The 15,178-nt window shown below is 61.6% G+C and carries 13 protein-coding genes; 12 read left to right on the top strand and 1 reads right to left on the bottom strand.

The features are described from left to right. Nucleotides 1-269: 269 nt before the first annotated feature. The 12 genes from dctP (at nt 270) to AAC126_RS12360 (ending at nt 14,850) form a co-directional block, all read left to right on the top strand. Complete coding sequence (dctP, locus tag AAC126_RS12305; RefSeq protein ID WP_339853741.1) at nt 270-1,334, top strand: TRAP transporter substrate-binding protein DctP; 1,065 nt, start codon at nt 270-272, stop codon at nt 1,332-1,334. Nucleotides 1,335-1,459: 125 nt separating this feature from the next. Next, a complete protein-coding gene (locus AAC126_RS12310; RefSeq protein ID WP_339853743.1) occupies nt 1,460-2,353 on the top strand; it encodes an NAD(P)-dependent oxidoreductase in 894 nt (297 codons plus the stop codon). A gap of 463 nt (nt 2,354-2,816) precedes the next feature. Then, nucleotides 2,817-4,847, top strand: coding sequence for an elongation factor G (locus AAC126_RS12315; RefSeq protein ID WP_339853745.1), 2,031 nt, complete (start codon nt 2,817-2,819; stop codon nt 4,845-4,847). Between the two features lie 144 nt (nt 4,848-4,991). Next, nucleotides 4,992-6,626 carry an acyl-CoA synthetase gene (locus AAC126_RS12320; protein ID WP_339853747.1) on the top strand — a complete coding sequence of 545 codons (1,635 nt, stop codon included), beginning with the start codon at nt 4,992-4,994 and terminating at the stop codon, nt 6,624-6,626. Continuing rightward, nucleotides 6,623-7,162, top strand: coding sequence for a GNAT family N-acetyltransferase (locus AAC126_RS12325; protein ID WP_339853749.1), 540 nt, complete (start codon nt 6,623-6,625; stop codon nt 7,160-7,162). The genes AAC126_RS12320 and AAC126_RS12325 overlap by 4 nt, the downstream gene beginning before the upstream one ends. Continuing rightward, nucleotides 7,159-8,097: an ornithine cyclodeaminase family protein gene (locus tag AAC126_RS12330; RefSeq protein ID WP_339853751.1), complete on the top strand. Its 939-nt coding sequence runs from the start codon at nt 7,159-7,161 to the stop codon at nt 8,095-8,097. Before AAC126_RS12325 ends, AAC126_RS12330 begins: the two co-directional genes overlap by 4 nt. Before the next feature lie 112 nt (nt 8,098-8,209). Then, on the top strand, nt 8,210-8,809 hold the full coding sequence (locus AAC126_RS12335; RefSeq protein ID WP_339853753.1) for a 2-hydroxychromene-2-carboxylate isomerase: 600 nt from the start codon (nt 8,210-8,212) through the stop codon (nt 8,807-8,809). A gap of 338 nt (nt 8,810-9,147) precedes the next feature. Beyond that, nucleotides 9,148-10,170 (top strand): TRAP transporter substrate-binding protein, encoded by a 1,023-nt coding sequence (locus AAC126_RS12340; protein ID WP_339853755.1) that lies wholly within the window; start codon nt 9,148-9,150, stop codon nt 10,168-10,170. An 82-nt stretch (nt 10,171-10,252) separates the two neighbouring features. Then, nucleotides 10,253-12,253 carry a TRAP transporter large permease subunit gene (locus AAC126_RS12345; RefSeq protein ID WP_339853757.1) on the top strand — a complete coding sequence of 667 codons (2,001 nt, stop codon included), beginning with the start codon at nt 10,253-10,255 and terminating at the stop codon, nt 12,251-12,253. A 10-nt stretch (nt 12,254-12,263) separates the two neighbouring features. Continuing rightward, the gene (locus tag AAC126_RS12350) at nt 12,264-12,428 is read left to right on the top strand and encodes a hypothetical protein (RefSeq protein ID WP_339853758.1); all 165 of its coding nucleotides are present in this window, start codon (nt 12,264-12,266) and stop codon (nt 12,426-12,428) included. A gap of 83 nt (nt 12,429-12,511) precedes the next feature. Continuing rightward, nucleotides 12,512-13,525, top strand: a complete 1,014-nt coding sequence (locus AAC126_RS12355) for an Ldh family oxidoreductase (protein ID WP_339853759.1) — start codon at nt 12,512-12,514, stop codon at nt 13,523-13,525. Between the two features lie 230 nt (nt 13,526-13,755). Continuing rightward, complete coding sequence (locus AAC126_RS12360; RefSeq protein WP_339853761.1) at nt 13,756-14,850, top strand: polyamine ABC transporter substrate-binding protein; 1,095 nt, start codon at nt 13,756-13,758, stop codon at nt 14,848-14,850. A gap of 70 nt (nt 14,851-14,920) precedes the next feature. On the opposite strand, the gene AAC126_RS12365 is transcribed toward AAC126_RS12360, so the two are convergent. Further along, nucleotides 14,921-15,178: hypothetical protein (locus AAC126_RS12365; RefSeq protein WP_339853763.1), on the bottom strand; the 258-nt coding region annotated here is incomplete at its 5' end.

Consider the following 15,178-nt stretch of genomic DNA (forward strand, 5'->3'; position numbering starts at 1 on the left):
GCGTCGGGGTGTTCGGTGATTTTGCCGCTCGCCCGCATGCCTCAATCCTCTCATCCGGTATTCGCAGCGCCCTCAGAGCGCATGTCCCTGCAGTCTGCAGATCCACTAGCACCCGTATTCTGGTCTTGCAATAGGCTCGTAAGATTGTATTACGTTAATCGCAAATACCTGTCGGCAAGGGGCAGGAGATCACGCGTTCGACGTGTCGGCGTGTGGCAAACAAGGCAACACCCTGTGTGCGGGGTTGCCGATTTTTTGGGAGGAACGACATGTTTAGGAGTTCAGTAGACAACAGACCGTCCCGGCAATGGGTCCGGAATACGGGGCTGGCTGCATTGATTGCGCTTTGTGGGCTATGGGCAACACCGGATGCCCGTGCTCAGGATCTCGATCTGACGATGGGCATCCTGCCGACACCGAACTCTTTGTATCTGAAAATGATGCAGCAGGTTCCCATGCGATTCGAACGGGCAACGGGCGGAAAGGTTAAAGTGTCCTTGAATGACTCGCTGGTCGGCGGGACGCAGATCACCGCTTCGGTACGTGACGGCCGTGTGCCGATGTCTGGAGCGCTGCATACGTACCTGGCCGGGGAAGAGCCCCGCATGGGCGTCTTCAATCTCCCGGGTCTCGTCGACAACATGGCGGAATATTCCTATCTTTGCGCATCTTTCTGGTGCGACGACGTAGAGAAGCTCTGGGAAGATAAATGGAACTCGGTTGTGTTGGCCGAGGGCGCCTGGTGCAGTCAGGCGCTGTTCTCGAAAGAGCCGATCCATACGCTTGAGGACTTCAAAGGCAAGCGACTGCGTGTCCACAATCCGCAGACCGCCGCTTTGATCGAAGCCATCGGAGCCAAGGCCGCGCCGTTGCCGCTATCCGAGGTTCCGGCGGCGCTTGAGCGTGGCGTGATCGACGGCCTCTTCACGTCGACCTGCTATGGCAATGGTCAGGAATACTGGCGGCTGGCTCCGAATGTGCAGAACTGGAAGATTGGTCCGATCACGGGTTGGGTGATCATCATCAACAAGGATACCTGGGAATCGATTCCCGAGGATCAACGGGCGGCAATCCGCACGGAGATGAAAGACCTGGAGCACGAGGCGCTCTACAATTTCTATTCGCACGTGAACACCGCCGTGAAGCAAATGGCGGAGAACGGCATTGAGCTCTGGACGGCACCGCAATCAGAGGTCCAGCGCGTTACAGCGCCCGAATATGCGAATGCGTCATACCAGCAGTTCTATGATCGTGCCGAGGCTTTGGGCTTTGATGGCCGTGCGTATATCGCGCGCGCTCTTGAGGCGCTCGGCAAACCCGCACGCGGTGAATAGCCAATAAGCAATAACGCTGGCGGCGGTTTTTGAATCGCCGCCAGACCATCCCGGATGGCGGAAATACCCGTGACACGGAATTCCCGCCGTTACTGAGCTCCAACGCGAGATGAAAGACCAAATAGATGACGGATAAAAAACTCGGTTTCGTCGGGCTGGGACGTATGGGCGGCCCAATGTCGGAACGCTTGATCAATGCAGGGTATGAATTGACGGTTTATGACCCGAGTGAAGCGGCATTGAATGCGGTCGTCGCGCACGGTGGACGGAAAGCCGGCTCGCCCCGCGAAGTCGCCGATGCGGCGCCAATCGTATTGACCAGCTTGCCAACCCCTGATGTCGTCGAGCTGGTGGCTCTGGGCCCGGACGGGCTTGCTGGGGGGGCTGCTATCGAAATCATGCTGGATCTTTCGACCACCGGCCCCAATACGGCAAAACGCGTTGCCGAGGGTTTGTCGAAGCACGCTGTACAGTGGGTCGATTGTCCGGTCAGTGGAGGCGTGACGGGGGCCGCGAACGGAACATTGGCGGAGATGGTATCGTGCCCTCAGCCGGTTTATGCGCGCATTGAGCCAATCATAGCGAACTTCGGCAGGCCGTTCTTCGTTGGCGAAGATCCGGGATTGGCGCAAGTGGTGAAACTCGGCAACAACATGCTGGCTGCCGCGGCCCTGGTGCTGAGCTCTGAGGCATTGGCAATGGGGGTGAAGGCCGGAGTGGATCCGAAAGTGATGACCGACATCATCAATGTCAGCAGTGGCCGGAACAGTGCGACGCAAGACAAGTTCCCGAAAGCCATACTGCCAGGCACCTTCGATTTCGGATTTACGACCGCGTTGTCTTACAAGGATGTCCGGCTCTGCGTCGAGGAAGCCGAGGCAATGGGTGTCCCAATGCTGGGCGGTGCGTTGATCCGGCAAATCCTGACGATCACCAAAGCGAAATATGGCCCGGACTCCGATTTCACGTGCATTGCCAAGGTGATTGAAGAATGGGCCGGTGTGGAGATACGGGGCTGAAGCTTGTGATCCGAGAGGGCGCCCGCTGCGCTCTGGGAATTCCGATTTAAAGAGTAGTACGGAACGGCGGCGCGGAGCTTATATAAGCTCCGCCGAAACCGTGCTGTGGTTTACAGAAGGTGTCAGTAATTTTGAGCTCTCTTTCGATGCCGCCCCCGCGGCATCGATGTCCGCTTCCCACCCATTGCTGACCTACACAGCCCATTAATCTGCTTCGGAGGCTTTTGCCTAACCCGGCCTCGGGACTCGCCCGTTGATGAGCGCATCTCCAGAACTGAAATCCCCCGCGAATCGGTGATTCTCCTTGCCTCATGCCGCCGGAAGTGCGGGAATGTGGATGGCGTGTGCGCTCGCGCCGCTCCCTGGTGCTGGCGCCTTCCGCCGGCTTGAAACCGTCTCGAAAAGAGGCGGGCCGGACCGGGCCGATCATGGATCCGGACCGGCAGAACACAGGGAGGATACAATGGCAGACAAGAGTGGAGACACACCCCGTTGCGCGGTGCTCGTGGGTCCCTATCTGAGTGGCAAGACCTCGCTTTTCGAGGCGCTGCTTCTGGCGACGGGGACCCTGCACAAGAAAGGCATGGTCCGGGACGGCTCGACCGTTGGCGACAGTGCCGAGGAATCCCGCAAACGCCAGGCGAGTACGGAACTCACCCTCGGGCGCGGCCGGTTTCTGGATGAGGACTGGATCTTCATCGACACGCCCGGTGGCCTCGATTTCAATCAGGACATGCGCAATGCCTGCATGGTCGCCGATATCGCGATCGTGGTGGCCGATCCGGAAGTTGAAAAGGCGGCGGCCCTTACCCCCTATCTCAAGTTCCTCGACGCACACGACATCCCGCATGTGATCTTCGTCAACAAGATCGAGGAGTCGAACGACCGCATGCGCGACATCATGCATGCATTGCAGGACGTCTCCGACCGGCCCGTGGCACTGCGCCAGGTGCCGATCCGCGACGGCGGTGATGTCGTCACCGGTTACGTCGATCTGGTGAGCGAACGGGCTTATCAGTACCAGAACGGCAAACCCTCGAAGCTGGTGCAGATCCCGGACGCCGTGGCGGACCGGGAGAAGGAAGCCCGGAACGAGATGCTGGAGACCTTGTCGGATTTCGACGACGCGCTGCTGGAGCAATTGCTGGAGGATGTCGAGCCGGCGGCGCCGGATGTCTACGGCCAGCTGACCGAGACGCTGCGGGGCGATCTGGTTGTTCCGGTGCTGCTTGGCGGGGCGGAGAAGGATCACGGTATTCAGCGGCTGCTCAAGACCCTGCGCCATGAGACGCCGGGCGTCGCGGCGACTGCCGGGCGGCTTGGTATCAGTGCGGTGGATAACGCGGTCTGTCAGGTCTTCAAGACCGTGCATGCGGCGCATATGGGCAAGCTCTCCTATGTTCGGGTCTGGCACGGCACGGTGAAGGACGGGGAAGAGCTGAACGGCCAGCGGGTCAGCGGCATCAACCATGTGACCGGTGCCAAGCTAGAGAAATGCGGCGCGGTCTCCGAGGGGGATGTCGCCTCTTTCGGCCGGATGGACGAGATCGCAACGGGTGACTTGCTGACGCCGGGCGGCGTGGCCGGGATGGACTGGCCGGAGCCGCTGCAACCGGTCTACGGCCTTGCCATCACACCGGTCAATCGGGGCGACGAGGTGAAGCTTTCCGGCGCTTTGACCAAGCTGGCGGAAGAGGACCCGTCTTTCCGGGTGGAGCATAATGCCGCGCTGGGCGAGCTGGTGATCCGGGGGCAGGGCGACACGCATCTGCGGGTGATGATCGAACGGCTGGAGAGCCGCTTCAAGCTGCAGGTCGAGGCCCGCGAGCCCGGCGTGCCCTATAAGGAATCCATCCGCAAGGGCGCGGAGCAGCATGCCCGGCACAAGAAGCAGACCGGCGGTCACGGCCAGTTCGGCGACGTGAAAATCAGGATCGCGCCGCTTGGCCGGGGTGAGGGCTTTGCCTTCAAGAACAGCATTGTCGGCGGCTCGGTGCCGAAACAGTACATCCCCGCCGTCGAGGAGGGGGTGAAGGACTTCATGCGGCGCGGCCCCTTGGGGTTCGAGGTCGTTGACGTGGCGGTGGAGCTTTGTGACGGCTCGGCCCACGCGGTGGACAGCTCCGACATGGCCTTCAAGACAGCGGCGCGGATGGCGATGAATGAGGGCTTGCCCAAATGCAAGCCGGTGCTGCTGGAGCCGATCCAGAAAGTGGTGATTTCCGTGCCGAACGACGCGACGGCGCGGGTGCAGCGGATCATCACCGGTCGGCGCGGCCAGATCCTCGGCTTCCAGGCGAAGGAGGACTGGAGCGGCTGGGACGAGGTCGAGGCCTATCTGCCGGAGAGCGAGACCCGGGATCTGATCATCGAGATCCGCTCCCATACCGGCGGGATCGGCTTCTATGACGGCGCCTTCGACCATCTGGCGGAACTGACCGGCCGGATTGCCGATCAGGTGGTGGAAGGCAGAACCGCCGTGGCGACGGCTTGACCTGCCGCAGTTAAGGCTGGCCGCATTTTAAGAAGGCGTCCGACCGGCTTTCCGCTGGCCGGGCGCTTCATTCCATGATCTTTTTCCCCTCCTGACTTCTTGCCTGATTCCTTGGGCCTGATTCCTTGGGGAGGAACTCAGAAAATGCTTCCGAACGGCAGCACTTACGACGAAATTCGCGACGCCTTCGAATGGCGCATTCCGGAGCGTTACAATATCGGCCGCGATATCGCGGACCGGCAAAAGCCGGATGCCTTGGCGCTGATCTACCGGACCGAAGACGGCACGATCGACCGCTACAGTTTCGGCGATATCACCAAAGCCTCCGGCAGGTTCGCGAATGTGCTGACGGCCAGCGGCATCAAGCGCGGAGACAGGGTGGCGATCCTGCTGCCGCAGCGCCCGGAAACCGCCTTCGCCCATACGGCAATCTACAAGGCCGGGATGATCGCGGTGCCGCTCTTCGCGCTGTTCGCCGAGGAAGCGCTGGTCTACCGGCTGGCCAATTCAGGTGCCACGGCGGTGGTGACGGACGTGCTTGGGCTGGAGAAAATCCGGAGCTTCCGCGATCAGGTGCCCGCGCTACGCCATATCTTCGTTACCGACGTGACGGCGGGCGGAGATGATTTCACGGCATTCACCCCCGCGCTGGAGCGGGCCTCGGACAGCTTTGAGGCCGTCGACACCAGGGCCGACGACCCGGCGCTGATCATCTATACCTCCGGCACGACCGGACCGCCGAAGGGCGCGCTGCATGCCCACCGGGTCCTGCTCGGCCATTTGCCGGGTGTGGAATTTTCGAACCGGATGTTCCCGAAGCCGGGCGATCTGTTCTGGACTCCGGCCGACTGGGCCTGGATCGGCGGGCTGATCGACGTGCTGCTGCCGGCCTGGCATCACGGCGTGCCGGTGCTCGCCTACAGGGCCCGCAAGTTCGATCCCGAAGAGGCTTTCTGGCTTATGCAGGAGCACGGCGTACGGAACAGCTTCCTACCGCCGACGGCCCTGAAGCTGATGCGCCAGGTCGAGCGCCCGCGCGAATGCTACAGCTATGATGTGCGCTCGGTGGTGTCCGGCGGCGAGACCCTTGGTGCCGAGCTGCTGGACTGGGGCCGTGCGGTCTTCGGGCTCACCATCAACGAGTTCTACGGGCAGACCGAATGCAATGTCGTGGTGGGCAATTGCGCCGATGTGATGGAGGTGCGGCCGGGGGCGATGGGGCGGGCCGTTCCCGGCCATGAGGTCGGGATTGTCGATGACGGCGGCAATCCGTTGCCTGATGGCACCCAGGGCAATGTCGGGATCCTCAAAGGCGATCCTGTCATGTTCCTCGAATACTGGAACAACCCCGAGGCCACGGAGAGAAAATACGCCGGTGACTGGCTGCTGACCGGCGACCAGGCGATACGGGATGCGGATGGTTATTTCTGGTATGTCGGCCGCGATGACGATGTCATCACCTCGGCGGGCTACCGGATCGGCCCCGGCGAGATCGAGGATTGTCTGGTCGGCCATCCGGCGGTGGCGATGGCGGCGGTGATCGGCGTGCCGGACCCGTTGCGGACCCAGGCGGTGAAGGCCTTCATCGTTCTGAAGGATGGTATTGCCGGTGACGATGCTTTGGCGAAGGATATTCAGGAGCACGTGAAGACCCGTCTCGCGGCGCATGAATATCCCCGGCACGTGTCATTCGTGGATGCTCTGCCGATGACGACAACGGGCAAGATCGTGCGCAAGGATCTGCGTGCGCTGCATGAGGCGGAACAGGCTGGAAAATGATCGAGACGGAGCGACTGATTCTCAGGCGTTGGCGGGCGGAGGACCGTGTGCCCTTCGCCGCGCTGAACGCCTCGGCGGAAGTCTGCGAGTTTCTGCCGAAGCGGCTCACCCGGGAAGAGTCCGACGGGCTGGCGGACCGGATCGATGATCATTTTGAGGGACGCGGCTTTGGCCTCTTTGCCGTCGAGCGGCAAGATACCGGGGCTTTCATCGGCTTCACCGGGCTCGCCGTCCCGCGCTTCGAGGCTCCCTTCATGCCCGCGGTGGAGATTGGTTGGCGGCTGGATCATGCCCATTGGGGCAAGGGCTTCGCGACGGAGGCGGCGCGGGCGGCGCTTGCCCATGGTTTCGGCCCGCTCGGACTGACGGAAATCGTCTCTTTCACGGTGCCTGATAATGTGCGCTCACGCGGCGTGATGGAAAAGATCGGCATGCATCACGATCCGGCGGATGATTTCGACCATCCGATGCTGGAGCTAGGCAATCCATTGCGGCGGCATGTGCTCTACCGGATCAGCAGGAAAGAGACGGCATGAGCCTGCGCTATATCGGCCCGGAAGATGTCGCGGGCAATCTCTCCTGGCGCATGATCGCCGATGCACTTGAGGCCGGCCACCGGCTGCCGCGCGCCCGGATTGGCGATCAGTTGCTTGAACGGGACAGCGAAGCGCTGCTGACCCGCTGCGCCTGGATCGACGGGCTCGGCATGGGGGTGAAGTCCGCCAGCGTGATGCCGGGCAACGAGGCGGCGGGCCTGCCGACCGTGCAGGCGGCGATGCTGGTTTTCTCGGACGATACAGGCACGCCGGAGGCTGTGCTCGACGGCACCATGGTGACGGACTGGAAAACAGCGGCGGATTCCGTTCTCGGCGCCCGTTATCTCGCCCGGCCGGACAGCCGCAAGCTGGTCATTATCGGTGCGGGCACGGTTGCGGGGACGCTGGCCCGGGCCTATGCGGAACTGTTTCCGGGGCTGGAGCGGATCGAGATTCATAATCGCTCCCAGAAGCGTGCCGAAGATCTCTGCGAGCAATTGCGCCGGGACGGCTTGCCGGTCATCCGGGTCGACAGTCTGCCTGCCGCCGTCGGTGATGCCGATATCGTCGCCGCGGCGACCATGGCCCGCACGCCTGTGCTGATGGGAGAGTGGGTATCGCCCGGAACCCATGTCGATCTTGTCGGCGGCTTTACGCCGGAGATGCGGGAAGCGGATGACGGGTTGATCGCCAAGGCACGCTTATTTGTCGACTGTCGGGATACCACGCTTGCGGATGTGGGCGATCTTGCCATCCCGATCGCCGCCGGGCTGATCGCTCCGGCGGATGTGCGGGCCGATCTTTACGATCTGGCCGCCGGAGAGCAAGGCCGTACCAACGACCTGGAGATTACCCTGTTCAAGAATGGCGGTGGCGCCCATCTCGACCTGATGACCGCGCGCGCCATCATGGCGGCCGCGGGTGGTTTTTTATAACGGAGCTGCTTGCCGCGATGCGGGATCCATCCTGGTCGCGGTCGCCGATAATGCGGAGTAGAATGTTCGTTCCTGATAACCAGAATAAACATCTCAGCGAGGAAGCCGGATCATGGCCGTGACTGTGGACTACTTTATGACCACCTCCAGCCCGTGGAGTTATCTCGGAGCCCGGCGGTTCATGGCGATGACCGAAAAGGCCGGCGCCGAGGTGAATGTCTATGCGGTCAATTTCGGGCAGATCTTTGCCCAGTCCGGCGGTTTGCCCCTGCCGAAGCGGGCACCACAGCGCCGGGCCTACCGGCTGGTCGAGCTTGCCCGCTGGAAGCAGCGCCTCAATCTTCCCATCGTCATCGAGCCGGAAAATTTTCCGGCAAAGACACCCCTGTCGGCCCATCTGGTCACTGCCGCCCGTCTTGCCGGCGGCAATGCCCTGTTGCTGTCGACGCTGATCCTGGAAAGCCTCTGGGAGCAGGACCGTTCGATCGACGATGAAACGGTCCTGGCGGAATGTTGTGCGAAAGCCGGCTTTGATGGCGCCTCCCTGGTGACGGCGGCCAAGAGCGAAGAGACCAAGGCCGCCTTCGAGGAGGATACCGAACAGGCCCTCCATCGCGGCGTCTTCGGTGCCCCGTCCTTCATCATCGACGAGGAATTGTTCTGGGGGCAGGACCGGCTTGATTTCGTGGCCGAGAAGCTCGGCGTGAGCTGAGAGGTTATATCCGGCCGCCGCGAATAAGATTGGTTTGCGGCGGCCCCGAGTTTTTCCATTCCGAGTTTTTCCGTATCGTGGAGGCCGGTCATGGCCGGGCGCGGAAACCTTGGGGTTTCCGCGCCAGTCAGACGAGGATCGAGGCCCGCATTATCGCGTGTATGCGACCTCGGTCGCGTTTATGTATACGTTGTTTCTTGGTTCTCCGGGGCACCTCCCTTACGGTTGCCCGTGCAATGAGCGCTTGTTCCGACTGATGCCGACAGGCGTCGGTCGCGGACAGGGCTCCAAAGAACGGCCCAGACAAATCGGGCCGGGCATAAAAAGGGAGGACTAGAATGAAACGCGGAATCGCGATTCTGAGCGCTGCCATGCTTGTCGCTTTGACGGGCGCAGCCGATGCGAAAACACTCAAATTGCAGGCAAGCTCGAAGGCCGGGGATTGGGCTCACCGCTTTATGACCGAAACCTGGGCCGAGAAAGTCGAGCTCATGTCGGATGGAGCCCTCAAGATCGAGGTGTTGCCGACCAAAGCCGTCGTCCCGCACCGGGAAACCATCGACGCGGTCGCAAACGGGATTCTCGACGGGGATTTGAACGCCGTTTCCTATTTCACGGGACGAGACCCCGCCTTCGCGGTCATCGGCGATCTGATCGCTGGATATGACACGCCCGAGCAGGTGCAGACCTTCTGCATGCAGGGTGGCGGCAAGGAGATCCTGCAAAAGCTCTATGACAAATATGCAGGCGGCAAGATCCATGTTGTCGGCTGCGGGCCGTACACGAAGGAAGCGCTGGTCGCGAAAAAGCCGATCATGGGCGTGGCGGATCTCGAGGGTGTGAAAATCCGCTCTCCGGAAGGTCTGGCATCGGAAGTGTTCCGCCGTGCGGGTGCTTCTCCGGTCTCGCTGCCGTTCTCCGAAGTCTACACGGCTCTCGACAAGGGCATCGTCGATGCCGCCGATGCCTCCGCCTATGTGAACAACGCAGCCAGCGGCATGCACAAGATCGCCAAATATCCGATCTATCCGGGCATTCACTCGATGGCTGTCCTTCAGTTTGTCGTGAACAAGGATGTCTGGGACAAGCTGACGGAAGGCCAGCGGGTCATGCTTGAGACCTGGTATGTCGCGGCCTATGCGACCATGCGCCGGGAAGCCGATCTGCAGGATCGTGCGCTTGTCGCCAAGGACAAGGCCGGCGGCGACATCACGGTGGTGAACTGGCCCCAGGAGGATCGCGACGCGTTCCGCAAGATCGCGGTCAAGGCCTGGGAGGATTACGGCAAGAAGAGCCCGCTCGCCCAGGAAGCCCTCGATGCGCACATCGCCTTCATGAAGCAGGTCGGTCTGCTCGACTGATCTCCTCTCCACCTAACAGGAACCCGGCAAGCAGCGCTCTGTTTGCCGGGTGATTTCTATATTTCAGGCGAGGGGACCAGGAATGTTTCGTGCCGTTGGCACTGCCATGGACAGTTTCAGTCGTTTCACCGGGCTCGCGGCCGCGCAGTTCTATTTGTTGTGCGCTGTCGTCACGCTTTGGGAAGTGATTTCCAGATATGTTTTCAACGCGCCGACGCAATGGGCGTTCGAAGTGGTCATGGTGCTGTGCGCCTCGGCCTGGATGATTTCCGCCGGCTATGTGACGTTTCATAAACGGCATATAGGCATCACCGTCTTCTATCTGATGGCCGGCGACCGGACGAAATGGTGGCTCGACCTGCTGGCGCTGGTGGTCGGGATCGCCGCGCTCTTCATGCTGGCGGACGACACTCTGGTGCGTGCGCTGGAAGCCATCTCGCTGGTGGAACGGGCGGGCTCGGCCTGGAACTCGCCGATGCCGATGATCCTGAAGACCGTTCTGGCGCTCGGCGCGGTCATCTATCTCTGTCAGCTTCTGGTCAATACCAACCGGCATTTCATGTCCTATGCCGCCCGTGTCGTCGCCGGTATCGTGGGGGTGTTGTTGCTGTTGCGGCTGATCTCGGTCGTGGCGGTTCATTTCGGCGCCGACGTGACGCTGCTGGCCGGCTATCACGACATGTTGAGCGGCCTTGCCGAGACGCTCGACCCGAGCCAGGTGGTGAGCCTGCGGGACTATGATATCGGCACGGTCAGTGTTGGCATTGTGATCGCGCTGATCGCCCTGATGATGACCGGCATGCCGCTTGGCGTGGTCACGCTGATCGTCTCGATTATTTGCGCGCTGCTGTTCTTCGGCCCGCGCGGCCTCTACCTCGTCTCCACCAATGCATTCGGCCTGCTGGAGAATTATCCGCTGGTGGCCGTCCCGCTCTTCGTCTTGATGGCCTCGCTGCTGGAGAAGGCGGGGATTGCCGAGGATCTGTTCGATGCGATGTCGATTTTTGCCGGAAAACTGCGCGGCGGCGTCGCGGTGCAGACCGTCATCGTCGCCGTCGTCATGGCGGCGATGTCGGGCATCATGGGGGGCGAGATTGTCATGCTCGGCCTCGTCGCCCTGCCGCAAATGCTGCGCCTCGGGTATGACCGGAAGCTTTCCATCGGGACAATCTGCGCTTCCGGCTCACTGGCGACCCTGATTCCGCCCAGCATCGTCATGATCGTCTACGGGCTGTCCGCCCAGGTCTCGATTGGCGATCTGTTCATGGCCGGCGCGATCCCAGGGCTGATGCTCGCCCTGTTCTATATCGTCTTCGTGTTGATCCGGTGCGCCATCAACCCGTCCCTGGCGCCGACCGCCGAGGAAGCCGCCGCAAGAAAGGGAGAGCAGGCGACGCTGTCCAGCAACCGGCTTGCCGCGGTGGGACTCTCCATCCTGTTGATCGCCTGTGTCATGGGCTCGATCTATGCCGGCATTGCGTCGGTGACCGAGGCCGCCGGGGTCGGTGTCTTCGGAGCCATTGTGATTGCCGCTGTCCGGTTCCGGTTCGACTGGACCATGTTGCAGAACGCCCTGGCCCAGACCATGACCACGGTCGGCACCATCATCTGGCTGATTCTCGGCGCGGTCAGTTTTGTCGGCATCTACAACCTGATCGGCGGCGGCGATTTCATGCGCAGCCTGTTCTCGGGCCTCGATCTGCCGCCGCTTGGCATCATTTTCGTCATGATGGCCGTGCTGATGGTGCTCGGCACGTTCATGGAATGGATCGCAATCCTTTTCATCACGGTGCCGATTTTCGCGCCGGTGGTTGTCGGTATGGCGCCGGAACTGGGGCTGGAGCCGGAATGGGCGGCCGTATGGTTCGGTGTGCTGTTCGTGATGAATATCCAGATTTACTTCCTGTCACCGCCTTTCGGTCCGGCCTGCTTCTGGTTGAAGTCGGTGGCGCCGAAGGATGTGACGCTGCAGGAGATCTTCGTCGCGGTGCTGCCCTTTATCGGGTTGCAGATTATCGGGCTGATGATGGTGCTGTTCTTCCCGGAGATCGCGCTGTGGCTGCCCAAGTTCCTGAACGGCTGAGGAGAGAGAGATGAGAATCGATCCCGGACACCCGACGGATGACGATGTCGGTCTCGACGATCCAGAAATCACGGACGATACCGCACAATACGGTATCTGGCCCGCCGCCATCGGCTGTCTGGCGGCGGGGGCCATCATCCTCCTGATGTTCAGTCTGGCGGACGGAATGGTCTGAGCCGGCACACCTGAAACCTGATTCCCTGCGGTCCGCATCCGTGCTTTGCTGTGGCTGTTTCCGACCGGGAGGGGATCAGGTTAATGAGTACGGTTTCGATGACGCTGGAAGAGGCCCATGCGCTGGCAACGCGGTGTCTTACCCAGCATGGTGCGGATGCCGAGAATGCGCGCGCGGTCGCGGATATCGTCACGGCGGCGGAGCGGGATCTCTGCCACTCGCACGGGCTGTTCAGGATTCCCGGCTATGTGGCCTCGCTGAAGAGCGGCAAGGCGAACGGCAAGGCGCGGCCGGTGGTCAGCGATCTTGCGCCCTCCGTGGTGCGGGTGGCGGGCGATGGCGGCTTCGCGCCCCTGGCGCTTGAGGTCGGGCGCGCCGCGCTGGTTGAGCGGGCGAGGGGCACCGGTATTGCCGCGCTTGCCCTGAACGATATTTATCATTTCGCGGCCCTCTGGCCGGAGACGGAGGCGCTGGCTGAACAGGGGCTGGCGGCTTTCGCCTTCACGGCGGCTTTCCCTTATGTCGTCGCGCCGGGCGGCCGGACGCCGATTTTCGGAACCAACCCGATGGCGTTTGCCTGGCCAAGGCCGGGCAAGCATCCGATGGTCTTCGATCAGGCCTCCTCGACCATGGCCCGGGGCGAAATCATGATCGCCGCCCGGGACGGTCATTCCGTGCCTTACGGCGCCGGGATCGACAGGAACGGCAAGGACACGACGGACCCCAAGGCGATTCTCGATGGCGGCGCGCAGCTCGCCTTCGGTGGCTACAAGGGCGCGGCGCTGGCCATGATGGTCGAATTGCTTGCGGGGGCGCTGATTGGTGACAAGCTGAGCTTCGAGGCGGAGGAGGTGGATAATGGCGATGGCGGACCGCCGGTCGGGGGGGAGTTGATCATCGCCTTTGACCCTGCCCGGTTCGGGGACGGGGCAGGGTTCGCGGCCCATGCGGATCTGCTGTTCGAGCGGATGCTGTCCGACGAGGGTGTGCGCCTGCCGGGCGACCGGCGGCGCAAGGCCCGCGAGACAACCGCACGGGACGGCATCCGGGTCCAGGAAAGCCTGTCACGCACGCTGCTGGAGATGGTGGACGGGTAAAAAAGAACCGGGTCGCGTAACGACGCGCCCGGTACCAAGTTGAACAGGGCGGAGGCTTGGACTTGCCCTGAAGGCATTTGGAGTATGTCAGCATAACGTATGCGGGCGAGTGATCAATGATAAATTCGCCCCATCCGTTATCGTTGCCCCTGTATTCCGCGTGACCGGCAACGGGAGCTATGGCAATAGGATTATCAGGGATCTGCAGAACCGGGAGAGGAGCAGTCACTATGGTATCACGGGGATTATGCGCGGCGGTTACCGTCGCCGTTACGGTGCTTGGCGGTATGGCCAACGCCGAGGAAAAGGTTCTTAACGTCTATAACTGGAGCGATTATATCGCCGAGGATACGATCGAGAAGTTCGAGGCGGAGACCGGTATCAAGGTCAATTACGACGTCTTCGACAGTAACGAGATCGTCGAGGCCAAACTGCTCACCGGATCGACCGGGTATGATGTGGTGGTGCCGACAGCCAATTTCCTGGAGCGCCAGATCAAGGCCGGCGTATTCCGCAAGCTGGACCCGGCGAAGCTGCCGAACCTGAAGAACATGGATCCGGTGATCAGCCAGCGGGTCGCGCTGCACGATCCGGGCAATGAGCATTCCGTGACCTATATGTGGGGCACCACGGGCTTTGGCTATAATGTGAAGGCCATCACCGAACGGCTTGGCGAAATGCCGACAAACACCTGGGCGCTGTTCTTCGATCCGGCGGTGGTGTCCAAGCTGGCGGATTGCGGGGTGAGCCTGCTGGATGCGCCGAATGACGTGATGGCGACCGCCCTGAAATATCTCGGTCTCGATCCGAACAGCGAATCCCCGGATGATCTGGCCAAGGCGGAGGAGCTGCTTGGCTCGGTCCGTCCGCACATCCGCTATTTCCATTCCTCGCAATATATCGACGACCTGGCGAATGGAGAGGTCTGTCTGGCCATGGGCTATTCGGGGGACATCCTGCAGGCGGCGGACCGGGCGACGGAAGCCGGCCAGGGTGTGGAGATCCAGTATGTGATCCCGAAGGAAGGCGCGGTGGTCTGGTTCGACATGCTGGCCATCCCGGCCGATGCGCCGCATCCGGAAAACGCCCATGCCTTCATTGATTTCGTGATGCGGCCCCAGATCGCGGCCGATATCTCGAACTATGTGCTCTATGCGAATGCGAACAAGGCTTCGCTGCCGCTGGTCGACGAAGAGGTCCGGACTGACCCGTCCATCTATCCGACGGACGAGATCAAGGAGAACCTGTTCCCGACTCTGGCCCGCTCGGCCCGGTATGACCGGCTGCTGAAGCGTGGCTGGACCAAGATCAAGGCTGGCCAGTAGCAACACGCTGGCGGCAGCCCCCTCCGTCCAGTGAGCCCGTCTCACAAGGCGGGGTGGGGCGGCTGGACGATCAATATGCGGGTGTCAGGGGGAATCCTGACGCCCGCATTTCGTTTGAGTCGTTCTTTCCGGGAGGTGCGGGATCGGTTTTCGCAGGTTTTGTCAGTCTTTGGTTCGAATCAAAGGGGGCTGAAGAGAGCGGCCGTGCCGCTGCCCGGATGCCCGGCAGATAAATTTTCCTAATTTCCGTTGGTTTTCCGCCAATTTTGAAAAGAGCGTCATTTTTTTGCAAATAAGTGTTTGACGGTTTGTCGGGGTGGGTCGTATA

This window comes from uncultured Nisaea sp., from assembly GCF_963974195.1.
Lineage (GTDB): Bacteria > Pseudomonadota > Alphaproteobacteria > Thalassobaculales > Thalassobaculaceae > Nisaea.